The organism is Streptomyces sp. CB03234 (assembly GCF_001905885.1).
Lineage (GTDB): Bacteria > Actinomycetota > Actinomycetes > Streptomycetales > Streptomycetaceae > Streptomyces.
The window spans coordinates 1,349,661-1,373,523 of sequence record NZ_LIYH01000001.1 but is presented as its reverse complement, the minus strand read 5'-3'; the positions used below and the strand labels follow the sequence as shown (position 1 = coordinate 1,373,523).

Sequence of the window (23,863 nt, the reverse complement as noted above, 5' to 3'; positions counted from 1 at the left end):
GAGGGGTGCTGATGCCAGCTACCGAATCCGGCGGGGCACAGGTCAAGTCCGCCGTCCGCACGGTGGAACTGCTCGAATACTTCGCGGGCAGTCCCGGCATGCACTCGCTGGCCGCCGTGCAGGAAGCCGTCGGCTACCCCAAGTCCAGCCTGTACATGTTGCTGCGCACCCTGGTGGAGCTCGGCTGGGTGGAGACGGACGCCACGGGCACGCGGTACGGCATCGGCGTGCGCGCGCTGCTGGTGGGCACCTCGTACATCGACGGTGACGAGGTCGTCGCCGCCGCCCGCCCCACCCTGGACCGGCTCTCCGACGACACCACCGAGACCATCCACCTGGCCCGGCTGGACGGCACCAACGTCGTCTACCTCGCCACCCGCCAGTCCCAGCACTACCTGCGTCCCTTCACCCGCGTCGGCCGCCGGCTGCCCGCCCACTCCACCTCGCTCGGCAAGGCGCTGCTGGCCACGTACGGCGACGAGCAGGTCCGCAAGATGCTCCCGGAGACGCTGCCGGCGCTCACCGAGCACACCATCACGGACCGCGAGAAGCTCATCGAGGAGCTCCACACCGTCCGCGAGCAGGGGTACGCCGTGGACCGCGAGGAGAACACGCTGGGCCTGCGCTGCTTCGGCATCGCGATCCCGTACCGCACCCCGGCGCGGGACGCCATCAGCTGCTCCGTGCCGGTCGCCCGGCTCACCCCGGCACACGAGCAGATGATCAAGGATGCGCTGTTCGACGCCCGCGACCGGCTGACGCTCGCCACCCGACGGCTCTGATGGACGTGACCTTGCGGAACGTACGGGAGAGCGACCTGCCGGTGTTCTTCTCCCACATGAGCGACCCCGAGGCCGGCCGGGTCGCGGCCTTCACCTGCGAGGACCCCACCGACCGGGCGTACTTCGACGCCCACTGGGCCCGGGTCCTCGCCTCCGACGCCGTCGTACGGACAGTGCTCGCCGACGGGCGGGTCGTCGGCCACGCGGCGGTGTACGGGCCGCCGGACGAGCGGGAGGTGACGTACGTCATCGGCCGCGCCCACTGGGGGCGGGGCATCGCGACCGCCGCCCTGCGCGCCCTGCTCGGCGTCGTACCGGTGCGGCCGCTGCACGCCCGCGCCGCCGCCGACAACACGGGCTCGATCCGGGTCCTGGAGAAGTGCGGCTTCACCGTCGCCGGCCATGACCGGGGCTTCGCGCACGCCCGGGGCGAGGAGACGGACGAGGTGGTCCTCATCCTGCCCGCCTGACCGTCTCCGCCGCGCGGCGGAGACGGTTCGCCGTCGGGCAGGAGGCGCGGGTCCCGCCCCGGACGGGAGCGTGGGGGCATGACAACGACCTCGCCCACCAGGGTCCGCCGGGTGCTCCGCGCCCTCGCCATCGCCTCATGCGTCCCGTACGTCTCGCTCAAGATCGCCTGGCTGTCCGGCAGCCGCGTCGGCATCCCCGACGGCAGCGCGTTGCTGGACAACCCGGACATCATGGCCGCGCTCAACGCGGCGACGGTGCTGATGGACGCGGCCGTGGTCGTCCTGGCGCTGCTGTTCACCCAGCGCTGGGGCCTCCGGATCAGGCCGTGGCTGACGGCGTTCCCCATGTGGGTGGCCACCGGACTGCTCGGGCCCATCATGGTGGGCTTCCCTGCCCAGTTGGTGGCCGGGCGGAACGCGGCCCCCGAGGAGCCGTTCCTCGACGCGTGGGTCTTCTCCGTCGTCTACGGCGGTTTCATCGTCCAGGGCCTCACCCTCGGCACCCTGTTCGCGCTGTACGCCCGGGACCGCTGGAGCCGGGTGTGGCGGGGCAGCGTGCGGGAGTTGTCCCCCGCGCTGTTCCGGCCCGTCGACCGGGTGACGGCCGTGGCCGCGGCCGCGCTCCTGCTGGCGCCGTCCGCGCTGCGTGTGCTGTGGATCTCCGGCTCGACGCACGGGCTGCCGGCGGGGCGGATCGCGGAACGCTCCAGCGACTTCGCCATCCTGGAGGGCGTACGTCTGCTCTTCGCGGCCGCCGCCATGGCGGGTGTGCTGATGCTGGTGTTCCGCCTGGGACGGGCGCTGCCCGTGAAGGTGCCGCTGGCGCTCGCCTGGACCGGGACCGGCGGTGTCGGGTGCTGGGGGGGCTGGCTGCTGCTCTCCGTACTGGTGCCGCAGACCGATCCCGCCAACGAGCCGACGGCACCGATGACCCTGGCCTACGCTGGCGAGATGATCACGGGCGTGTTGCTGGCCTGCCTCGTGGCCGCCTTCCTGCGGCGGCGAGGCGCGTGAAGGCCCTGGGTACGGCGCTGCTCGGGCGCCGCGCACGGCTGCGGTGGGTGCATCTGATCCTCGGCGGCGCGCTGCTGATGCCGTACTGGCTGCTCGGCACGCTGGTCGTCGCGCCCTTCGTGGACGGGGCCGGGATGTTCACCGCCTCCCCGGTGGTGCAGTTCGGGGCGTACGGCGTGGCCCTGCCGCTCGCCGCCGTGACGGCACTGTTCCCGCTCGCCCGGCCCATGTCGGTGGCGGCGGCGCGGACGCTGTGCGGGGTTCCGGCGGAGCGGTTCGCGGACGGGCCGGCGAGGTCGCGGGCGGCGAGGGCGCGCACAGCCGGGTGGTTCACGTTGCATGTGGGGCTGGGCGGGCTGCTCAGCGGGGCGTCGCTGGCGCTGCCGCCGTTCGCGGTCACCGTGATGGTGGTGCCCCTCTCGCCCGCGCTGCGGGAGTCGGCGCTCGCCGCGTTCTGGTCGCTGGACCAGCGGTGGCTGGTGTACGGCGGGGTGCCGGCGGGGCTCGCGATGCTGGTCGCGCTCGCGGCGGCGGCCGCCGGGGCCGGGGCGCTGCTGGCCCGGCAGGCGCCGCTGCTGCTCGGGCCGACGCCCGCGGACCGGCTGGCGGCGGCCGAGCGGCGCGCCGCCGAGCTGGCCGTACGCAACCGGCTCGCCCGGGAGCTGCACGACTCGGTGGGGCACGCCCTGAGCGCCGTCACGCTCCAGGCGGGCGCGGCGCGCACGGTGCTCGACAGCGATCCCGGCTTCGTACGGGAGGCGCTGGCGGCGATCGAGGAGACGACGCGCCGCACGGTCGGTGAACTGGACGCGGTGCTGGGCCTGTTGCGGCAGGGTGAGGACGACGGGGAGCTGACGGGGCGGCCGGGCCTGGAGACGCTGGACGCGCTGCTGGCCGCGACCGGCCGGCATGTGTCGCTGACCGTCGAGGGCGGCGACGTGACCGGCGTACCGGAGCCGGTGTCCCGCGAGGCGTACCGGATCGTGCAGGAGGGGTTGACCAACGCGGCCCGGCACGCGGCGGGCGAGCCGGTGTCGGTGACCATCGTGCGGTACGAGGACGAGGTGGAGATCACCATGGAGAACCCCCTGCCCACCCGGCCCCCGGTGGCCCGCCCCGGCGGCGGCCTGGGCCTGCGGGGCGTCGGCGAACGGGCCAGGCTGCTGGGCGGCACCGCCGGGGCCCGCCCGGTGGACGGCGTGTGGCGGCTGACGGCCCGCCTGCCGCTGGGGAAGGCCGACCGATGATCCGGATCGTCCTGGCGGACGACGAGCGGATGGTGCGTACCGCGCTGCGCGTCATCCTGGACGCCGAGCCGGACCTGGAGGTGGCCGGCGAGGCGGCGACCGGTGCCGAGGCCGTGTCCGTGGTGCGCGAGGTGCGGCCGGACGTCGTCCTGATGGACGTACGGATGCCGGAGGTCGACGGGATCCGCGCCACCGAGCGGATCCTCGCCTCCGTGCCCGAGCCGCGCCCCCGGATCGTGGTGGTGACGACCTTCGAGAACGACAGCTATGTGTACGACGCGCTGCGCGCCGGGGCGGCCGGGTTCCTGCTGAAGCGGGCGGCGGCGGAGGACCTGGTGGGCGCGGTCCGGCTGGTCTCGCGCAGCGACTCGCTGCTGTACCCGGCGGCGCTGCGGGGCCTGGCGGCCGCGTACGCGCCCCGCCGCCCGGCGGCCGCCCCGCCGTGGGTCGCGCGGCTGACCGAGCGGGAGGCGGAGGTGCTGCGGCTGATGGCGACGGGCCTGACGAACGCGGAGATCGCCCGGCGGATGGGGGTCGGCCCGGCGACGGCGAAGACGCACGTGGCGGCGGTGCTGGCCAAGACCGGGGCCCGGGACCGTACGCAGGCGGTGATCGCGGCGTACGAGTCGGGCTTCATCACCTCGGCCGGCTCCCCTCGATGAACGCCCGGATGAACGTTTCCTGAGAAACAGGGCGTCCTGGAACCCGCCCCTCCCCCTCACTCGTCCTTGTGTGCGGGATGAACAAGACGATCAGAAGAGCCGCCGTCTTCTCCCTGCTGCTGGTGTTCGCCCTGCTGCTCCGGGCGACCTGGGTGCAGGCGTACGAAGCCAAGGCGCTCGCGGACGACAAGCACAACCGGCGGAACGTCATGGAGCAGTACGCCCATCCGCTCGGGGACATCGTCGTGGCCGGTTCGCCGGTCACGGGCTCGAAGGAGACGAAGGGCGGCGACCTCCGCTACAAGCGCACGTACAAGGACGGCGCGCTGTACGCGGCCGTGACCGGTTACAGCTCGCAGGCGTACGGGTCGAACCAGCTGGAGGGCATCTACTCCTCCGTGCTGGACGGGACGGACCCCCGGCTGAAGAACCCGCTCGACGCGCTCACCGGCAAGCGGACCGGGCCGGGTGATGTGCTCACGACGATCGACCCGGCGGTGCAGAAGGCCGGGTTCGAGGCGCTGGGTGATGTGAAGGGCGCGGCCGTCGCGATCGACCCGAAGACGGGGCGCGTCCTGGGCATGGTCAGCACCCCGTCGTACGACCCGTCGACGATCGCCGGGATGACGGACGGCGACGCCTGGAAGAAGCTGACCGACGACGAGGACAAGCCGCTGGTGAACCGGGCGATCCGGCAGCCGGTGGCGCCGGGCTCGACGTTCAAGCTGGTCGTCGCGGCGGCCGCGCTGGAGAACGGTCTGTACGCATCGGTCGACGAGCCGACGAGGAGCGAGAACCCGTACCGGATGCCGGGCACCGTCACGGACCTGGAGAACGAGAACCCGTCCGCGCCCTGCGAGAACGCCTCGATCCGGGTCGCCCTCCAGTACTCCTGCAACAACGTCTTCGGGAAGATGGCCGTCGACCTGGGCAAGGACAAGGTCCGGGCGATGGCGGAGAAGTTCGGCTTCAACGACGACGAGCAGGACGTGCCGGTGCGCGCCTACGCGAGCGTCTACCCGTCCGCGATGGACAAGGCGCAGACGGCGCTGTCCGGCATCGGCCAGTTCGATGTGACGGCCACGCCGCTGCAAATGGCCATGGTGTCGGCCGCCATCGCCAATGACGGGATGCTGGCGGCGCCGCACATGGTGTCCAAGGTCGTGGACGCGGACGGCGAGACCCTGGAGTCGTACGAGGACGGGGAAGCGCGGCGGATCGTGTCGTCGTCCACCGCCGAGCAGCTGCGCAGCGCGATGGTCACGGTCGTCGAGGACGGCACGGGCTCCAACGCCAAGGTCGACGGCGCGGAGGTGGGCGGCAAGACGGGCACGGCGCAGCGCGGTGTGGAGAACAGCGAGAAGCCGTACGCCTGGTTCACCTCGTACGCCAAGGACGCCGGGACCGGCAAGGAGGTCGCGGTCGCGGTGCTGATCGAGGACTCCAACGCCGAGCGCGCGGAGGTCAGCGGCAACGGGCTGGCGGCGCCGGTGGCACAGAAGATGATGGCGGCGGCGCTGAAGTAGCCCCCGGTGGGCGGTGGTTGGTGGCCGCACGGTATGCAGGTCCCGACCCTGTGCGTAGGAGGACCCGCCGTGCGACCGCTGCCCCGTCCGCGTTCCCTGTCCGGCTGGACCATGGCGGTCTTCGGGCTGCTCGCCACGGCGCTCGGCGCGGTGGGCCTGGCCTCCCCCGACGCGCTGCTGGCGGTCATGGGCTTCGCACCCATACCGGACGCCCGGCGCGCGGAGGGGGACCACACCCTGGCGTTCCTGACCGCCTCGTCCATGGCGGCGGTCAATATGGGCGTCTACTACCTGCTGGCGGCGCTGGCCGACTGGAAGGCCTTCTTCCGCTGGACGGTCCCCTTCCGCCTCCTCACCTGCGCGGTGTTCACCCTCGCCGTCGTCACCGGGCGCGCCCCGGCCGGGTTCCTGGGCGTGGGCCTGTGGGAGGGCCTGGGCGCGGTGGTGACGGGGGCGGCGCTGCGGTACGAGCGGAACGCGTCCCCGCGCGCCGGGCGCCGGCACGCCTGACGCCTACGCGCCGAGCAGCCGCTCGACCGGGTCGATCGCGAAGTACACCGCGAACAGCGCCGCCGCGCCCCACAGCAGCGGGTGCACTTCGCGGGCCTTGCCCAGGACGGTCTTGATGACGACGTACGCGAGGAACCCGGCGCCGATGCCGTTGGTGATGGAGTACGTGAACGGCATGACCGCCACCGTCAGGAACGCGGGGATGGCGATCTCGTACCGCTCCCAGTCGATGTGGCGCACCTGGGCCATCAGCAGGAAGCCCACCGCGACCAGCGCGGGCGCGGCGGCCTGGGCGGGGACGACGGTGGCGAGCGGGGTGAGGAAGAGCGCCACGGCGAACAGGCCGCCGGTGACGAGCGAGGCGAAGCCGGTGCGGGCGCCTTCGCCGACACCGGCCGCCGATTCGATGTACGAGGTGTTGGAGGACGAGGAGGCCGCGCCGCCCGCGACCGCCGCCGCGCCGTCGATGAGCAGGATCCGGCCGATGTTCGGGACCCTGCCCTTCTCGTCGAGGAGCCCGGCCTCGCTGGAGACGCCGACGACCGTGCCCATGGTGTCGAAGAAGTCACTCAGCAGGAGAGTGAACACCAGCAGCACCAGGGTGACGGCCCCCACCTGCTCGAACGCGCCGAAGAGGCTGAAGGAGCCGACGAGGCCGAAGTCCGGGGCGGCGACGACGTCGTCGGGGATGACGGGGACGGTCAGGCCCCAGGAGAGCGGGTCGATGTCGGCGAGTTCGTTGATGACGATCGCGACGCCCGTCATCGTGACGATGGAGATCAGGATCGCGCCGCGCATCTTGCGCGCCATGAGCGCGATGGTGAGCAGCACGCCGAGGCAGAAGACCAGGACCGGCCAGCCGGCGAGCCGTCCGGTGGCGCCGAGCTGGACGGGGACGGTGCCGGTGTCGCCGGGGACGCGGGTGACGAAACCGGCGTCGATGAAGCCGATGAACGCGATGAACAGGCCGATGCCGACGCTGATGGCCTGCTTGAGCGCTTGCGGGATGGCGTTCATGACCGCCTCGCGCAGCCCGGTGACGACCAGGACGCAGATGAGGATGCCTTCGAGGACGACCAGGCCCATCGCGTCGGCCCAGCTCATCAGCGGCGCGAGCTGGAAGGCGACGACGGCGTTGAGGCCGAGTCCGGCGGCGAGGGCGAGCGGGAGGTTGCCGCCCAGCCCCATGACCGCGGTCATCACCGCCGCCACCAGGGCGGTGACGGTGACGAGCTGGGGCCCCGACAACTGCGTACCGAACTTGTCCTCGACGCCGCCCAGGATGATCGGGTTGAGGACGAGGATGTACGCCATGGTGAAGAAGGTGGCGAACCCGCCGCGGACCTCGCGTGCGAAGCTCGATCCGCGTTCGCTGATGCGGAAGTAGCGGTCGACGGCGTGTGCCGCCGTCTGTGCCGCGGCCTGTGCTGCCGGCATGGGACTCCTCGTCGGACGGGGTGGGGGGATCGGCGGGTGGGTGGACCGATTGTGGCCGGGGAGCGGGCGGTTCCAGGTTTACGGCGTGTAACACATGTGATCAACGGGTGGGGCGTGGCCGTGTCCGGTGATTCGATGGAGCCTTGGAGGTCACGGGATGGTCGGACGAGGACGGGTGGGCCCGCCCACGCTGGAGGAGGTCGCCGCGCTCGCGGGCGTGGGGCGGGGCACGGTGTCGCGGGTCGTCAACAACGCGCCGGGGGTGAAGGAGGCGACCCGGCTGCTGGTCCAGCGGGCGATCGCCGAGCTCGGCTACGTACCGAACCGTGCCGCCCGCGCCCTGGCGGGCAGCCGGGCCGACGCGGTGGCGCTGGTGATACCGGAGAGCGCGCGGCGGTTCTTCGCCGAGCCGTTCTTCTCCGACATCGTCCACGGGGTCGGCGCGGGCCTCGCCGACACCGAGATGCAGTTGCTGCTGACGCTGGTGCGCACCGACAAGGAGCGGCAGCGGTTCGTGCAGTACGCGCGGGCGGGCCGGGTGGACGGGGTGCTGCTGGTGTCGGTGCACGACAGCGAACCGCTGCCGGACCTGCTGGCGGAGCTGGAGGTGCCGACGGTGCTCAGCGGGCGGCGCCGCAGCGACGAGCCGGTGTCGTACGTCGACTCGGACAACGTCGGCGGGGCGCGGGCGGCCGTGCGGCACCTGGTGGGGACGGGGCGGCGCGCCATCGCGACGATCGCGGGCCCGCTCGACATGTACGGGGCGCAGTGCCGGCTGCGCGGGTACCGGGAGGAGATGCGGGAGGCGTTCGGGGTGGTGGACCCGGAGCTGACCGCGCAGGGCGACTTCACGGAGGAGAGCGGGCGCCGGGCGACGCGGGAGCTGCTGGCGCGGCGCCCGCGGCTGGACGCGATCTTCGCGGCGTCGGACGTGATGGCGGCGGGCGCGCTGCACGTGCTGCGGGCGGCGGGGCGGCGGGTGCCGGAGGACGTGGCCGTGGTGGGGTTCGACGACTCGCCGATCGCCCAGCACACGAACCCTCAGCTGACGACCGTGCGCCAGCCGGTGGAGGAGATGGGCCGGGCGATGGCCCAGGTGCTGCTGGAGGCCGTCCAGGAGGGCGGCGCGGCCTCCTGGCGGCACGTCATCCTGCGGACGGAGCTGGTGGAGCGGGCGTCGACGTGAGGCCGCACCGCTGAGCCGGGGGCGTCGCGACGCGCCACCGCCCGTCCTCGTACACCATGCGCAGGGTGCCGGAGGCTCCGCCGCCCTGCCAGTCGACGTCGACCGTGCGGTCGTTCACGGGGACGGCGCGGGCCGTCTGGAGGGGCACGGCGAGCAGCGGGTGGCAGGCCTGGCCGGCGCGTACGTAGGTGGCGCGCGGCACCCGCTGCTTGGCGTCACTGCTCCAGCCGTCCCAGGCGCCGGACCAGTCGCCGCCGGAGAGCAGGCCGAGGTGGTTTTGGGCGGCGGACCTGGCGGCCTCGGAGGCGGTGGCGCCTCCCCTTCCGGTGGCGCCGGAGGCCTCGGGGGTGCCGTCCTGGGCTCGGCTGACGAACGCCATGGCGAGGAGGGCGACGAGCACCGTGACGAGCAGCGGCAGGCGGGAGTTTCGGCGCATGGGGCCTTCCGGGCGTACGGGCTTGCGGGCGTACGGGCGTACGGCTTGCGGGCCCGCGGGCGTACGGGTTTGCGGGGTGCGGGCCGCGTGGCCGGGGGGCAGGCACCCGGCCACGCGGCCCTGTGGGAGATGGTCGGGAGACCGTCGGTTGGCGACCGTCAGTTGGCGTAACGGGTGGTGCCGTACTTCTTCACCAGGTCGGTGTTGGAGGAGACGGTCAGGTCCGCGGTGAAGCGGATCGAGTCACGGGTGGTCTCCAGGCTCACGGCGCCCTGGTTCGGGCCGCCGAGCTTGTAGACCCAGGTGTGGCCGGGGTCGATGCCGCGCTGGGGCAGCGCCACGTCGTGGAAGCCGAGGCGGGCGATGTAGTACGACGTGCCGTCGCCGCGCTTCACCTCGACGAAGTCCTGCTGCGGGTGGCCGAACGGCTGCGAGGCGCCGTAGTGGTGCTGGTCGGAGCCGGACGGGGCGAGGAAGATCAGGACGCCGCAGTCCAGGTGGACGGGCTTGCTGGAGCGGTTGGTGAAGACCAGTTCGCGCAGCCCGTAGCCGGTGGTGCTGTCGGCGCGGACGCTGACGGACAGCGGGACGTTGGAGGTGAAGGACCTGGTCAGCGGCTCGTCGAGGATGGGGTTGCGGCCGGAGAGCGGGTAGCTGGGGCTGGTGTGGCAGCGCTCCAGCGGGGTGGTGTACTGCGAGGCCCCGCCGGTTGGGAGCGCTTGCGTGAAGGTCTCGGGGCCGCCGTTGACGGCCGTGGTCTGGCCGGCGGCGGCGGTGGCCGGGCGGGAGACGCCCAGCTGGACGGCGATCGCGGTGACGACGAGTGCGAGCGCGGCGAAGGCGGCCAGGGCTAAGCGTGCGGTGGGTCGGCGCATCGGGGGTTCCCTCCTGGGGATGGAAGGCGGCACGGCGGAGGAGATCGGCGTTCTCCGCCGCCGCGCCACCGGAGTGAGGGCGGCAGGTTTTGGGAGCGCTCCCGCCCTCGTCCACCACTGTGCTGACGTGATGGGCTCACGTCAATGCACGCGTCCGATCTCTTGTCACCCACTCCTGTGGCTCCTACAGTCCCATTACGGACGCAGGAATGGGAGCGCTCCCAAATCGGACCCCCTCATACCGCTCATCCGGAAGGGACCCGCACCCGTATGAAGAGCCTCATCCGCCGCGCCCGCCACCGCGCCCGCTCCCTGCGCACCGCCGCGACCGCGGCCCTGCTGACGCTGGGCTCACTGACCGCCCTCGTCACGGCGACCGCCCCGGCGCGGGCCGACACGCTGATCTGCGACCAGTTCGGCTCCACGACCATCCAGGGCCGTTACGTCGTCCAGAACAACCGCTGGGGCACCAGCGCGACGCAGTGCGTCAACGCGACCGCCACCGGCTTCGAGCTCACCCGCGCCGACGGCTCCGTCCCGACGAACGGGGCGCCCAAGTCGTACCCCTCGATCTACAACGGCTGTCACTACACGAACTGCTCCCCCGGCACCAACCTGCCGATGCGGGTCGACGCCATCAGCAGCGCGCCGTCCAGCATCTCGTACGGGTACGTCAGCAACGCCGTCTACAACGCCTCGTACGACATCTGGCTGGACCCGACGCCCCGCACCGACGGCGTGAACCGCACCGAGATCATGATCTGGTTCAACCGGGTCGGCCCGATCCAGCCCATCGGCTCACCCACCGGTACCGCCACGGTGGGCGGCCGGTCCTGGGAGGTGTGGACCGGCAGCAACGGCGCCAACGACGTCATCTCCTTCGTGGCGCCCTCCGCCATCAGCAGCTGGAACTTCGACGTGATGGACTTCGTCGACCAGGCCGTCGCCCGGGGCCTCGCACAGCCGTCCTGGTACGTCACCAGCGTCCAGGCGGGCTTCGAGCCCTGGCAGAACGGCGCCGGGCTGCGCGTGGCCTCCTTCTCCTCCACCGTCAACGCCGGCGGCACCGGCCCCGGCGACCCGGGCGGCCCCGGCACCCCCTCCGCATGCCGGGTCACCTACGCCACGAACGTCTGGCCGGGCGGCTTCACCGCCAACGTGACCGTGGCCAACACCGGCTCCGCCCCCGTCAACGGCTGGCGGGTCGCCTTCACCCTCCCCGCCGGCCAGAGCGTCACCAACGCCTGGAACGCCACCCTCACCCCCTCCTCCGGCGCGGTGACCGCCACGAACACCCCCTCCAACGCCCAGATCCCGGCGAACGGCACCCAGTCGTTCGGCTTCCAGGGCACCTACACGGGCACGTTCGCCAGGCCCGCGCAGTTCAGCCTCAACGGAACGGCGTGCGCGGTGGCGTAGCCGGCGTCGGCCGCCCTCGTCGGTGAACGCCCCACCGGCGAGGGCTCACGTCCCCACCCGGCGCCCCGCGGCGGCCTCGTCGACGAGGCGGTCGGCCGCGAGGAGTCTCACCGCTCTCCACCCCGGCGGACGCCCCCCCCGCCGCAGGTACGCCCTGAGCGAGACCTGAGGCCGGTCGCCACCTGCGGTCCGGTCACAGCAGAAGCAGCACCGCCACGCCCCACAGCACGGACAGGGCCACCAGCGGCGGCCCGACCGGCATGCCCTGCCGACCCGTCGGCGCCTCCTCCAACGGCCGCAGTTCCGGGTGGAGCAGCAGCGCCCGCAACTCCTCGGCGGCGCGCACCGCACGCGGCTCGCGGCCCAGGCGGCGCTCCAGCCACGCCCAGCCGGTGGGGGTCAGTTCGACGGGGGAGTCCTTGGCCCGGTCGACGCGGATGCCGTCGTCGGAGTGCCGCACGGACGTGATCACGTTCCACGGGACCCGCCGTACGCGCCACGCCCCCGTCACCCACAGCCCGTCACGGTCGGCGGCGATACGCCAGGTGAGCGCCGTCGCCACGGCCGTCACCAGCCACGGCAGACCCACGGCCAGCCACAGCCAGCTCCACGACAGCCCGTCGTCGAGAGCGGCCCACATGCCGCCGCCCTGGACCAGCAGCAGGCTGAAGCCCACCGCGCGAGAGAAGCCGTGCGCCGTCCACACCCGCGGGGCCGCCGTGGGTGTCATGCCGACGGCGATCTCGTCGCAGGGACGCCGCGAGCTTGCCCGCTCACGGCGCCGCGGCCCGCGCTCCACCAACCCCGGAACGGCCGGCTTCACCGCGGTGACGCTGCACTCCACCGACACCTCGGCGTCGTCCGCGCCGTCGCGCGCGACGAAGGCGACTTCGGCCCCGACGAAGGGGACGCCGTACAAGACGGCCTCCCGCAGCGGCGGGGGAGGGTCCTCGCCGTTGACAATCTCCATGACCTTACCGAGTTCGACGACGGCTGCGGGGCCGTCGCCCGCGTCGCCGCCGTCCTCATCCTCGTCCGCGTCCTCGTCCGCGTCCTCGTCCTCGTCCTCGTCCTCGAAGGCGTACAGCGAGTGAAAGTGCAGGATCGGCCGAAGGCCCTCCGGGTCGTCGGCTGCGAACACCCAGGTGCGGCCGTCGTCGTGACCCTCGCGCACCAGTACGCGCAGCACCGGCTGCGGCTCGAGCCGCAGCCGCTTCGAACGTGTCCGCCCGTCCACGCCGTTCGCGAGGAACGCCAGCCCCGCGACGGAGCCGACCAGCACCAGCAGCTCCCAGCCGAAGGAGTCAAACGGCTCCGCGACCAGCGCCGCCCAGTCGCCGTCCACGACGACGTCGACCCGGCTGTCCACGGGGAAGTCCTCCGGGTAGGCCGTCTCGAAGCGATGGGTACGCCCGTCGGCCTCCACCTTGAGGATGTCGACGTCGCCGTCCCGCTCCAGGGCCGTGACCCGCCCGGACAGGTGTGCGGCTCCCGCGGCCCGCTCCTCGTACGCGTCGACGACCTGCTGGACCTGCCAGCAGCCGAACCCGGCGACGGCCAGCAGCAGCGCGGCCAGGACGAAGGAGAGCCGGCCACGGCGGAACGTCCGCGCGGCGGCGGGCAGCGGCTGTGCGACCGGCCCGGCCGCCTCCAGGGCCCGCGCCCGCTGCCGCCCCACGACGGCCAGCCGGTGGATGAGCCCGGCGGTGGTGAACGCGGCGGCCATGAGGAACGCGAGCGCGGATGGTTCCCCCAGCGCCGCCGTGAAGCCGCCCTCCACGGCGAACCCCGCCAGCGTGGCCGCGAGCCCCGCGAGCGCGAGCCGCGGCTGCCGCCACACCCAGTACAGGGTCAGCACCAGCACGATGGCTGTCCCGAGGCCCAGCCAGTCGGTGCCGCACGGGTCGGCGGACGTGCAGGGGGCGACGGGAGCCGCCACCACGTCCCACACCAGCGAGGCGACCAACGCCAGCAGCGCCCACAGAGGGTGTGCCCATCGGCCGGGCACGGCGGCGAGCCAGCGCTGGGCGTCGGGAGTCCGCCAGGCGGCGGTGCCGGGCGGTATGTGTTCGGCGGGCACCGGCAGAGGAGGTCTGGTCACCCGCGCATTATCACCAACGCGCGAAGTACCGGACGACTGTAGGCCCTGTGCAGTCGAAGCGGGTCCGGCCGTCCCCCCGTGGGCACGGCCGGCCGCTTCGTGTGGCTCAGTGGTGGTGGACCATGCAGCTCAGTTGTGGCGTGGTGGGCGGGGGCGCCGCCCGTGGCGGTGAAGCCGTAGGTGGTCGTGGCGCCGGGGGCGAGCGAGCCGTGCCGCCGCTCCAGGCGTTGACCGTGCGCTGGGTGGCCGCGCAGACGCCGGTCGGGGTACGGCTGCCCGGCTGGGCATCATCGCGCCGTGCGCGGCGGCCGGGCTCCCCGACATCACCACCATGAGCAGCGCGGGCAGTACGGCGAGCAGGCTCAGCAGGGACAGGGGGGTGCGTAGGCGCCGTCCGACGCGTGACCTCTCCTCATGACCTTCTCCTTCCAGGGATCACTTCAGCGGGATCGCCGGGTGGGCGTTGGTGACGAGCATCCGGAACTGGTCGTGGAACCAGTGGCCGGCCAGCGGCGCGTCCGGCAGCGCGCCGGGCGTCGTCTCCGCGTCGCACATCGGGTCCGGGCGCTTGCCCTCGTCGTTCGGGATGTCCTTCCCCGCCCCGTCCGACTCGCCCGGCGGCTTGACCCACAGGAAGGCGTCCAGGTGCGAGTCCGGGTACCCGGCGGGTGCGGCCTGCGGCGGCTCGCCCAGGCCGGCGCCGCTCACGTTGCACCACAGCCCGCGCTGCGGCCGGCGGTCCGCCTTGGATTCGGTGACGTATGTGTCGAGGGTGGTGCTGGTGCTCTCCGCGGTGGGCCGGCCGGGGCCGCCCCAGCCGTTGCGGGAGGTGTCGATGACCATTCCGGTGCTCTCGGGCCAGCCCTGGGCGACCAGTTCGCGGTGGATGGCCCGGGTGAAGTCCGCCTCGTCGAACTGCGGGTTCCACCCGTAGAACGCGCTCGACTTGACCGGGGCTCCGCCCACCACCCGGTCCGGGTCGGTGAGGAACGGCTCGGCGAGCGGCGTGTAGTTGGAGACGTTGGTGACCAGCCCGTCCACGCTCGCGAGGCCCGCGGCCGTCCCCTTGACGACGTCCGTGTACAGCTGCGCGGTCTGCGCCAGGTTGCTGTCCCAGCCGAGCCAGCCGGCGTGCGCGAAGTCCATGTACGTGTACACGTTCGGGATGGCGTGCAGCCTGTCGAGCGCGTACCGGATGGCCTCGACCTGGATGCCGCTGCTCTGCGCCTGGGCGCATTCCGGGTCGGCGAGGTTGGTGACCAGGTTCGGCAGGCCGTCGGGCTCGATGACCGTGGTGATGCGGACGTCGCGGTACTTGGGGCGGGCGAGGACCTTGGCGATGGCGTCGATGTACTCGGTGCGGTAGCGCTCCAGGCCGGCCTGGGTGAGCGGCAGTTCGCCGTTGGAGGCCTGGGCGGCGCAGTCGCGGCCGGGGAGGTCGTACACCACGAAGGTGGCGACGACCGGCCTGCCGGGCTTCTTCTGGGCGAGCGCCAGGTCGAGGTGCTGGGCGAGGCTCTTGCGGCCCCCGTTGGCGGCGCCGCCGTGGATCGCGGCGATACGGTCCAGCCAGACGGCCGTCGGGTAGCGCTTGACCGTCCTCATCTTCGCCCGGACGGCCGGGTCGGCGGCCTTGGCGATGGACCCCTCGACGAGGCGGGCGTAGTCGGGGTTGACGTAGAACGACGCGCCCGCGAAGGGGTTGTCCACGTGGGTGGGGGCCCTGTCGGTGGCGGCCGGTGCCGCGCCGAGCAGTGCGGCGGCGGTGGCGGCTGCGGCCAGGGCGGCGGCGAACCCTCGCCACCTGCTTCCGCGGCGGTACGGGGTGGTCACGTACGGCTCCTTGTTCGGGGAGGGGGTCGGGAGGGGTTCCGGGAGCGCTCCCGTTCAAGGGCGCGCTCCCGGTGGGGATCTCCGGGCAAGGCTCAGGCGGCCGGCGGCGCGCCCCAGGCCAGGGTGGTGCCGCTGTACGCCGGGATCGCCGGGGCGTCGGCGTACGCGGTCCACGCCGTACGGCTGTAGTCGTTGGCCTCGTTGAAGTTGGACCAGTCGGACTTGCTCATCCGCAGCTGGATGTCACCGGTGTCCCTGCCGGCCGCGAGCGACCCGCCGGAGAAGGTGACCTCCAGGTAGGCGTCCGCGCCCGTGACCGGCGTGGTCAGGGGCACGACCCGGAGCTTCACCTGGGCGCAGCCCACCGCCGCGTAGTCGCACCAGGCGCTGACGGAGGGGGAACCACCGTCCCGGGTGAAGTAGTACCGCGCGGACACGGTGCGCAGGTCCAGCGCGGACGAGCCGGTGTTGACCACCTGGAGCCCCGGCCGGATGGCGTTGTCGGTCGCCGAGGCGTCGTTGTTCTTGTACCGGACCTTCACCCCGCCCGACGGGCTGCTGCCCGCGTCGGTCGTGACGCTCAGCACCGCGGACGGCGCCGACACATTGCCCGCCGCGTCCCGGGCGCGTACCGAGTAGCTGTACGCGGTGGAGGGCGTGAGCCCGGTGTCGGTGTACGTGGTGCCGGTCACCGGCGCCGCGTTCACCTTCACCGTGCCCCGGTACACGTCGTACCCGGTCACCCGTACGTTGTCGGTCGCCGCCGTCCACGACAGGGACACGCTGGTCGACGTCTTCGCCGTGCTGGTCAGGCCGGCCGGGGCGGTGGGCGCGGTGGTGTCCACCGGGTCGGGGTCGCCGCCGCCGTCTCCGTACACGTCACGCAGACTGATGCCCGTGGTGCTCCCGGCGCCGCCCAGCGGCACCTCGTGGTCCAGGCTGACGAACTTGCCGCCGTGCTGCCACAGGGCGGGCTTGAGCAGCGCGTACTTCTGCTCGTCCCACGACTTCCAGTCGCCGAGCAGCAGGCCGCCGGTGTCGCCGGAGTTGGGGTTGATGCACCAGAAGGTCTGGTGGATGCGGTGCTCGACGATGAGGTCGCGCAGCGCGGTCATCCACTTCTGGTTCGGGCCGCCGTCGAGGAAGCCGCCCCACTCACCGATGAGGAGCGGGGACTTGTTCTCCTTGTGGAGGTAGAGCCAGTTGGGGTCCCAGACGTCCCGTTCGAGGGTCGTGCGGTTCCAGTCGCCCGTGAACCAGGGCTGGGCGTACACCAGCGGCCCGTAGTCGTGCGGGGAGTACACCAGCTGATCGTTGTTGGCCCCCAGATCCACGGGGTGGTCGCGGACGCCGCGCAGGTTGCCGCCCCACCAGGTGGAGTAGTAGTCGGTCGGGGTGGTGGACGTCCAGCTCACGCCCGCCTTGGGGTACACCTCGATGCCCTCGCACAGCACCAGCAGGTTCGGGTTGATGGCGAGGATGCGCTTGCCCGCCGTCTCGCAGGCGTACTTGAAGTTGTCCTGGTCGGTCGAGCCGTCCCACTTGGCGCGCGGGGTCTCGTTGGCCTTGCCGTGCGGCTCGTTCTTGACGTCCATGGCGACGAGGGTGTCGTCGTTCCTGTACCGCGCGGTCACCCACTCCCAGGCGCTGTAGAACTGCTCGGGCGTGATCGAGCCCTTCCACCACACCGGGTACACATGGCCGGAGTTGTCGGCCTCCGCGCTGTGCACGTCGAGCATGACCTTGATGCCGTACTGCTTGCACAGGGCCAGCCAGAAGTCGAAGATCTCCAGGGACGTCTTGCCGGCGATCTCGGGGTTGGCGTGGGTGTTGACGTTCGGGACGGTGGCCTGTCCGTTCTTCCATTCCAGCAGCAGCTGGGTGGAGATCGGTACGCGGACCATGTTGATGCCCCGGTCGGCCATGGATTTGGTGATGCCGGTGATGTTGCCGGACCACAGGCCGTGGAAGACCCGCTCGGAGGCGTTGAAGCCGAACCAGTTGGCGCCGGTGAGCCACACCTCGTCGCCGTTCGCGTCGACGATCTTGTTGCCTCTGGTGTGCAGCCAGTCGTCGCCGGGGGCGGCGACGGCGGCCACCTCCGGGGCGGCGGCCTGCTGTGCGGCGGCCTGGGTCAACGGGCCGGCGGTGGCCAGGAGCCCGGCGGTGATCGCCCCGGCCACCAGCGCCCGCAGGCGCCGGAGCGGCCCACGGGGCCGGTGCTCAGGTGTTCGTGACTGTCCCACTGTGTGCCCTTCTGTCGTTTCGGGAAACGAGAAGCACGTTCAGTTGTGGGAGCGCTCCCAATTCGCGATGTTCATGAAGCCAGGCGTCACCGGAGCTGTCAACCTCCCCGACAGGATCGGATGAGTCCGGCCGGCCCTCTGCTCCGGCCGGCCGGCCGGAGCAGAGGGAGGGCGCCCGGCTCAGCAGACCTTTCCGGCGCCGGCCCGCTGCCCGACGAGTCCCGGCACCGCACGCGGATCGTCGACCCTGGCCCGCAGAGCGGGGGTCCAGCCCGCCCCGGACTGCAACGGGTTGCCCGGGTTCAGGGCGTTGTGTTCGGCGATGAGGTCGACCGTACGGCCATTGACCCGGTTGCCCACGGCGGTCAGCGGCGCCTCCTTCCACTTCTTCAGGATCTTCCCGGCGCCGACCCCGTCGGGCAGGGTGAAGGCGTTCTTCTCGGCGTACAGGCGCGACTCGAGACCGATGCCGAAGGAGTACCCGTAGCTCTGCCCCTCCTTCACCACGAAGTGGTTGTTGTACGCGTCGACCTGGCCGAACCGCACGCGCGGGGCGCGCTCCACGACACCGGTGAAGAGGTTGTGATGCAGCGTCACCTTGAGCTTGCCCGCGTCCGTGGCGGCCGCGCTGTCACTGTTGCCGATCATCAGCGTCTTGTCGTGGTCGGCGAACACGTTCCAGGACGCGGTGACGTGGTTGGCACCACGCACGATGTCCAGCTCGCCGTCGTGCTGCTGATAGATCTCGCCGTAGTACCGGGGCAGCGAACTGTCGGGATACCGCCCGTCCGTGAAGGTGTTGTGGTCGATCCACACATGCGTGGAGCCGTACACGACCATCGCGTCGTACTCGGAGTTCCAGGCGCCGGTCGAACCGTCCGTCGGATCCCACTGCGGGAAGCAGTCGAGCGGGCTCTCCACGGTCAGGTTGCGGACGATGACGTTGTCCACGCCCTGGATCTGGAGGCTGCCCCCCGTGATCCCGGCGTGCTTGCCCACGCCGACGATGGTCGTGTTGGCGGGGACGTACGCCTTGATGGAGGCGGCCTGCTTCTTCGCGGAGGCCGCACGCAGGTCCTCCTGCGGCCCGCTCACCGGGGTGTCGTACCCCCACACGGCGGGGTCGTAGTCGGCGAGGTACCGCGTGAAGTCGTAGCCGTCGGCCTCGAACGCCTCACAGCCGCCTTCGGTGGCGTTGAGGGTACCCACCACCCGAATGATCTTCGGGGCGGTTCCGCCGGCCGCGAGCGCGGCCTTGAACTCGGCCCAGGTTCTGACCGTGTGGGTGTGCGCGGCATCCGCCGCGGCACCACCCGTGGTGCCCGCGCCCTCGGACGCCCAGCCGTCGCCAGCGGCGAGGGTCTGGCGCCCGAGGTCGGGCGACGTCGCGTGAGCAGGGGCGGTAAGGGACAACACCAGAACGGTGCATCCGACGAGCGAGGTACCTATGACTCGGGTACGCATGGCGACTCCTATCGTGGTGGCCAGCTGATCCATGCGGCCGGGACGGGCTCCTCCAGCCGCCGTACATCGCGGGCGGCCAGCACCCCGCGCTCCCGCAGGCCGCCCGCCACCAGCCGCGCCACCTCGATGGCGCCACGCGGCCGGAAGTGGGTGTTGTCCTGCTCGCCGTCCGGGTAGTTGGGCGACTCGCCCGGCGCCAGCCAGTTGAAGTACGCCTTCGACGGCTCGGGCCCGAGCCGCTGCCACTCGGCGAGCGACGCGGCCTGTACGTCGACGAGCGGTACGCCCTCCTCCTCGGCCAGCGCCCGCATCGCCGCCGGGTACTCCCCGTGCGTCGGCACGGCGCTGCCCCCGGCGTCGAACCTGCGCCGCTCGACCGACGTGAGCAGCACGGGCAGCGCCCCCCGCTCCCGCGCCCCCGCCACGTACCGGAGCAGGTGCTCCTGGTAGGTCGTCCACGGCTCGGTGTACCGGGCGGGGTCGGACGCCTTCTGGTCGTTGTGCCCGAACTGCACGAGCAGCAGGTCACCGGGGCGTACGCCGCCGAGCAGGGCGTCGAGGCGGCCCTCGTCGACGAAGCTCTTCGAACTGCGCCCGTTCATCGCGTGGTTGGCCACGGCCAGACGCGAGGCGAGGAAGAAGGGCAGGGCCATCCCCCACCCCGTCTCGGGCGCCGCGTCGGCGTACTTCTGGGCGGCGGTGGAGTCACCGGCGATCCAGACCGTGCGTGTGCGCGGCCGCGCGGTGGCGGTACCCGAGGGGACGAGCGGCAGGGCGGCGGCGAGTGCCGCCACGGTCCGTCTACGGCTCAGGGACATGCGGGACCTCTCGTACGAAGGAAAAGGAGTGCCGACCCGCAACCGGGCGACGAGCGGGGCGGGGCCGTGCCGGGTCGCCCCCGCAGAGGCTGGCGGCGAGACGTGGGCTCCCTTGGCCGGCGCCCAAGGCCGCCGGCCTCGAGGAGGTGAGCCCGGAGGGGCCACGCCCCCACCCACCGGGGGAAGCCGCCCGCCCGGCCGGGCGCCGGGTAAGGGCACCGCCCCGGGGCGAACCGAGGACGGGCGCCGCCCCGGGGCGAACCGGGAACGGGCGCCGCCCCGGTTCCGTTGTGCCCACCCTCCCCCAAGCTCTCGGCTTCGCTCGAGCAGGGGGAACCCCCATCGCCCTGCGGAACGATTGCCCACAACGGAGGGGCGGGCCCGTCCGGGACGACTGCCCACAACGGGGGGCGGGCCCCAGAGGGGAACGGGTCAGGACTTGTTCTGCTCGTTCCACTCGGCCTGGGCCTCGTTGAGCTGCTCGGCGAGCGTGTCGAGGAACTCCTTCGCCGTCATCGCGCCCAGCAGCACCTTCTGGAAGTTCGGCTCGTTCTCGGCCTTGCTGATCTTGTTCCAGTCGGGCAGGTAGTACGGCAGCTCCACGATCTTGGTGGAGCCGTCCGTGAGCGCCTTCGCGCCCAGCTTGGTGGCCTCGGCCTCGTTCATCCACGGGTCGGCCGCCGCATCCGTGTTCGCCGGTATGGCGCCCGCCGACTCGTTCCACTTGCTGTTGGACTCGTGCGAGACGGCGAACTCGATGAACTTCCACGCCGCGGCCTTGTTCTTGCTGCTCTTGAAGAGGCCGAGCCCGTCGACCGGGTTGGACACCTGGACACGCGTACCGCTGTCGCCCACCGGGTTCGGGATGCCGGCGAACTTGTCCTTGCCGAGGGCCTTCACATGGTCGGTGTACGAGCCGAGGTTGTGGCTCAGCATGCCGATGGTGCCGGTGTCGAACTGGGCGACCATCTTCTTGAAGTCGTTGTTGACGTCCGCCTCGGGCGTGGTCCTCTTGAACAGCCCGACGTACTTCTCCAGCGCCGCCACGTTCTTCGAATCGTTGACGGTGGTCTTGTCGCCGTTCCAGAAGGACGTGATGCCGGACTGCCCGTACATGGCGTCCAGCGCCTGGGCGATGGAGCCCGCGCCACCCCGGATGGTGTAGCCGAACTTGTTGTTCTTGGCGTCCGTCAGCTTGGTGGCCGCCTCGTAGAACTTCGCCCAGGTCGTCGGCGCGTCCAGGCCCGCCGCCTTGAACAGGTCGGTGCGGTAGTACAGGGTGCCGTTGCTGGCTGAGGTGGGCACCGAGTACATCTCGTCGCCCCGCCCCCCGGCCGACTTGACCGACGCGACCATGCTCGGGACCAGCTTGCCCTTGAGGGCGGAGTCCTCGATCCGGTCGCCGACCGGCTCCAGCGCGTCCTGCGCGACGATGTTGGCGAGGTACGCTGCGCCGACGCCGCCGACGTCCGGCAGGCCGCCGCCCGCGATGGCGGTGTCGTACTTCGACTGGACGTCCTCGCTGGGGATCGGGACGTACGTGACCTTGATGTCGGGGTTCTTGGCCTCGAAGTCCTTGATGATCTCCTGCCAGATGGCGGTGCGCACACCGCCGTTGTTGTCCCAGAAGGTGATGGTGCCCTTGCCGGAGCCCTCCTCGCCCGCTGCGGCGGTGCCGTCGTCACCGCACGCGGTGGCGGTCAGGGCGAGCACGGCGGCCAGGGACACGGCGACCGTCGTACGACGCCGTCTGTTGTGGTCGTTGTTCATGATCGGCTCTTCTCTCTCAGTTGGTGCGGGAGTGGTGCGGGGCCCAGCCGTCCCGGCCCGCGAGGTAGTCGGCGACCTCGTGGCGGGTGGCGTCGGCGTCGGACATCTGGGGGCGGTCGGCGGTGACGACGGCGCCCGGGCCGTAGGTGCGGTACTCGCTGAAGCGGGCGTCCTTCCACGAGAAGCCGCCCATGTCGGTCCAGGGCGACGCCTTGATGGCGGCGGGCAGCTCGGTCTCGCGGATGAGCACCTGGCCGATGGCGTCCGGGTTGCCGCCCGGGTGCCAGGGCCGGCCGAGGTGGAAGGAACCGGCCGGGGCGTCGCTGACGATCCGGGACCCGGTGATCAGGAAGCCGTACGGGTTGTCCTTCCAGGTGCTGGCGGCGGTGACGTACCCGTTGTTGGTGGCGGAGCCGCGGCTGAGCGCCCGGATCAGCGAACGCTCGATGACGGTCGTGGCCCGCCCGTAGACGAAGTCGACATCGCCCTCGATGTACGAGTCGCGGATGTAGACCCGGCTGATGGCGTCCAGTCGGGGGCTGTCGGTCATCAGGGTGTCCTGGTTGCCCTTGAAGGCGGTGTTCTCGAAGACGATCCGGTCGCCCGTCGTCTTCATCGCCAGCGCCTGCTCGGCGTTCAGCTCGACCGCCGCCTCGTCGAAGTCGTTGACGAAGGTGAGGTTGCGGGCGGTGACGTCGGAGGCGGCGATCAGGACGGTGGCGCTGGCGTTGGACCCTCCGTACGCGTTCGGCGTGTCGTACACGATCACGGTGTCGTCCCGGCCGGCGCCCGTGCCCTGCAAGGCGATCCTGGGCTTGTCGGCGGGGATACGGACCTTCTCGCGGTACGTCCCGGGCGCGATCCGCACCGTGACGAGCCCGTCGTTGCCCGCCGGGACGGCGTCGACGGCGGCCTGGACGGAGGGGTACGCGGCGGGAACATCCAGCACCACGTCCGTGCCGATCGTCCTCTGCGGCCCGGAGAAACGCTTCACCAGGGCGGGTACGGCGGCGGCCGGGTCGAGCCGGTACGCGTAGAAGTCACGCGGTTCGAAGGCGGTACCCCACTCGTCGTGGCGGCCCGTCGTCCCCCGCAGGATGGACCCGCGCTCCACCAACTCCGCGGTGGGGTCCGCCTGGTAGGGGTGCTGGACGTCCTCGTAGTAGCTGTTCTCGATGACCATCCGGGTCCTGCCGCGCGCCCAGTTGCCGTACGACCAGACCGGGTCGCCGTCCGCGACCTGGGCGGACAGGTAGTTGTTGTAGAGGTGGGCGTAGGCGCAGTTGTCGGCGGACGGGTTGCGCTGCTTGGTGCCGCTGAACCAGTTGTGGTCGATGGTGATCTGGGTGGTGACGTTCTCCGTCCACCCGATGCCGAACGCCTTGTTGTGGGTGTCGAAGCGGTTGTACGAGACGGTGACGTACTGGCTGTCCTTGCGGACGTCGAGCAGCCCGTCGCCCATGCGCGTGAAGCGGTTGTGGTCGATCCAGACGTGGTGGACGGAGTCCATCTGGATGGCGTCGAAGTCGGTGGTCTTGCCGTCCCAGTCGCCCTCGACGTACGAGTCGCGGATGGTGAGGTTGCGGATGATGACGTTGTGGGTGCCGGGCTTGAGCTGGAGCTCGCCGTGGACGATCTCGCCGCTCGTGCCCACGCCGACGATGGTCTTGTCGGAGGCGACGGTGATCGAGGACCCGAAGGGCTCCACGTCGATCGCGCCGGCGACGCGGATGATGTAGGGCTCGGCGGCGCCCGCGTACTTCGCCAGGTCGGCCTGGGTACGGACGGTGACGACCTTGCCGCCCTTGCCACCGGTGGTCCCGCCGGCGAGGGAGGCGAATCCATGCGGCTGGTCGGTCCACTTGCCGCGTGCGGCGGCAGTGGTGACCTCCTGGGCCTCCTGGATGTCCTGGGCCTCCTGGGTCTCCTGGGTCTCCAGGCTCTCCCGGGTCACAGGCGCGGCCCCGGCGGCCGGGGCGACGACGCCCAGGCCGAGCGTGGCCACGAGGGCGGTGACCGCTGCCAGGACCCTGCCTGGCAAGCGCTTGCTATGGCGGTACGGCATGG

19 protein-coding genes are annotated in these 23,863 nt (G+C 71.8%); 9 read left to right on the top strand and 10 right to left on the bottom strand.

Features of this window, described 5'->3' with window-relative positions; all coding sequences use genetic code 11:
- Positions 1-11 precede the first annotated feature (11 nt).
- From AMK26_RS06185 to AMK26_RS06155, 7 genes are all read left to right on the top strand, one after another.
- On the top strand, positions 12-782 hold the full coding sequence (locus tag AMK26_RS06185) for an IclR family transcriptional regulator (RefSeq protein WP_073752717.1): 771 nt from the start codon (positions 12-14) through the stop codon (positions 780-782).
- The gene (locus AMK26_RS06180) at positions 782-1,252 is read left to right on the top strand and encodes a GNAT family N-acetyltransferase (protein WP_073752715.1); all 471 of its coding nucleotides are present in this window, start codon (positions 782-784) and stop codon (positions 1,250-1,252) included. The genes AMK26_RS06185 and AMK26_RS06180 overlap by 1 nt, the downstream gene beginning before the upstream one ends.
- A 78-nt stretch (positions 1,253-1,330) precedes the next feature.
- Positions 1,331-2,266, top strand: a complete 936-nt coding sequence (locus tag AMK26_RS06175; protein ID WP_073752713.1) for a hypothetical protein — start codon at positions 1,331-1,333, stop codon at positions 2,264-2,266.
- Entirely contained in the window at positions 2,263-3,513 is a 1,251-nt protein-coding gene (locus AMK26_RS06170; RefSeq protein WP_073752711.1) for a sensor histidine kinase, read from the top strand. The genes AMK26_RS06175 and AMK26_RS06170 overlap by 4 nt, the downstream gene beginning before the upstream one ends.
- Positions 3,510-4,175, top strand: coding sequence for a response regulator transcription factor (locus AMK26_RS06165; protein ID WP_073752709.1), 666 nt, complete (start codon positions 3,510-3,512; stop codon positions 4,173-4,175). Before AMK26_RS06170 ends, AMK26_RS06165 begins: the two co-directional genes overlap by 4 nt.
- Before the next feature lie 77 nt (positions 4,176-4,252).
- Positions 4,253-5,701, top strand: coding sequence for a penicillin-binding transpeptidase domain-containing protein (locus AMK26_RS06160; protein WP_073752707.1), 1,449 nt, complete (start codon positions 4,253-4,255; stop codon positions 5,699-5,701).
- A 111-nt stretch (positions 5,702-5,812) separates the two neighbouring features.
- A complete protein-coding gene (locus AMK26_RS06155) occupies positions 5,813-6,211 on the top strand; it encodes a hypothetical protein (protein WP_198944010.1) in 399 nt (132 codons plus the stop codon).
- 3 nt (positions 6,212-6,214) lie between these two features.
- Here AMK26_RS06155 and AMK26_RS06150 read toward each other — a convergent pair whose 3' ends face one another.
- Entirely contained in the window at positions 6,215-7,648 is a 1,434-nt protein-coding gene (locus tag AMK26_RS06150) for an NCS2 family permease (RefSeq protein WP_073752703.1), read from the bottom strand.
- Between the two features lie 157 nt (positions 7,649-7,805).
- Between AMK26_RS06150 and AMK26_RS06145 the strand changes: the two genes are divergently transcribed.
- A complete protein-coding gene (locus AMK26_RS06145) occupies positions 7,806-8,834 on the top strand; it encodes a LacI family DNA-binding transcriptional regulator (RefSeq protein WP_073752701.1) in 1,029 nt (342 codons plus the stop codon).
- Here the strand turns inward: AMK26_RS06145 and AMK26_RS06140 are convergent.
- Together AMK26_RS06140 and AMK26_RS06135 are read right to left on the bottom strand one after the other, a co-directional pair.
- Positions 8,794-9,270, bottom strand: coding sequence for a hypothetical protein (locus AMK26_RS06140; RefSeq protein WP_073752699.1), 477 nt, complete (start codon positions 9,268-9,270; stop codon positions 8,794-8,796). The two genes, AMK26_RS06145 and AMK26_RS06140, sit on opposite strands and share 41 nt — an antisense overlap.
- A gap of 158 nt (positions 9,271-9,428) precedes the next feature.
- The gene (locus tag AMK26_RS06135) at positions 9,429-10,145 is read right to left on the bottom strand and encodes a hypothetical protein (protein ID WP_073752666.1); all 717 of its coding nucleotides are present in this window, start codon (positions 10,143-10,145) and stop codon (positions 9,429-9,431) included.
- A gap of 270 nt (positions 10,146-10,415) precedes the next feature.
- On the opposite strand from AMK26_RS06135, the gene AMK26_RS06130 reads away from it, so the two are divergent.
- Positions 10,416-11,564 (top strand): GH12 family glycosyl hydrolase domain-containing protein, encoded by a 1,149-nt coding sequence (locus tag AMK26_RS06130; protein WP_107420860.1) that lies wholly within the window; start codon positions 10,416-10,418, stop codon positions 11,562-11,564.
- Between the two features lie 193 nt (positions 11,565-11,757).
- On the opposite strand, the gene AMK26_RS06125 is transcribed toward AMK26_RS06130, so the two are convergent.
- The 7 genes from AMK26_RS06125 to AMK26_RS06090 all read right to left on the bottom strand — a co-directional run bounded on the left by AMK26_RS06125 (position 11,758) and on the right by AMK26_RS06090 (position 23,861).
- Entirely contained in the window at positions 11,758-13,665 is a 1,908-nt protein-coding gene (locus AMK26_RS06125) for a hypothetical protein (protein WP_241837796.1), read from the bottom strand.
- 435 nt (positions 13,666-14,100) lie between these two features.
- Positions 14,101-15,498, bottom strand: coding sequence for a glycoside hydrolase family 6 protein (locus AMK26_RS06120; protein ID WP_073752662.1), 1,398 nt, complete (start codon positions 15,496-15,498; stop codon positions 14,101-14,103).
- Between the two features lie 92 nt (positions 15,499-15,590).
- Positions 15,591-17,744 carry a cellulase family glycosylhydrolase gene (locus AMK26_RS06110; RefSeq protein WP_274536107.1) on the bottom strand — a complete coding sequence of 718 codons (2,154 nt, stop codon included), beginning with the start codon at positions 17,742-17,744 and terminating at the stop codon, positions 15,591-15,593.
- Positions 17,745-17,924: 180 nt separating this feature from the next.
- A complete protein-coding gene (locus AMK26_RS06105; protein WP_073753097.1) occupies positions 17,925-19,208 on the bottom strand; it encodes a pectate lyase family protein in 1,284 nt (427 codons plus the stop codon).
- Positions 19,209-19,216: 8 nt separating this feature from the next.
- Positions 19,217-20,026 (bottom strand): rhamnogalacturonan acetylesterase, encoded by an 810-nt coding sequence (locus AMK26_RS06100; RefSeq protein ID WP_073752660.1) that lies wholly within the window; start codon positions 20,024-20,026, stop codon positions 19,217-19,219.
- A gap of 432 nt (positions 20,027-20,458) precedes the next feature.
- Entirely contained in the window at positions 20,459-21,796 is a 1,338-nt protein-coding gene (locus tag AMK26_RS06095; RefSeq protein WP_073752658.1) for an ABC transporter substrate-binding protein, read from the bottom strand.
- A 16-nt stretch (positions 21,797-21,812) separates the two neighbouring features.
- The gene (locus AMK26_RS06090; protein WP_073753095.1) at positions 21,813-23,861 is read right to left on the bottom strand and encodes a pectinesterase family protein; all 2,049 of its coding nucleotides are present in this window, start codon (positions 23,859-23,861) and stop codon (positions 21,813-21,815) included.
- Between the last annotated feature and the right edge of the window lie 2 nt (positions 23,862-23,863).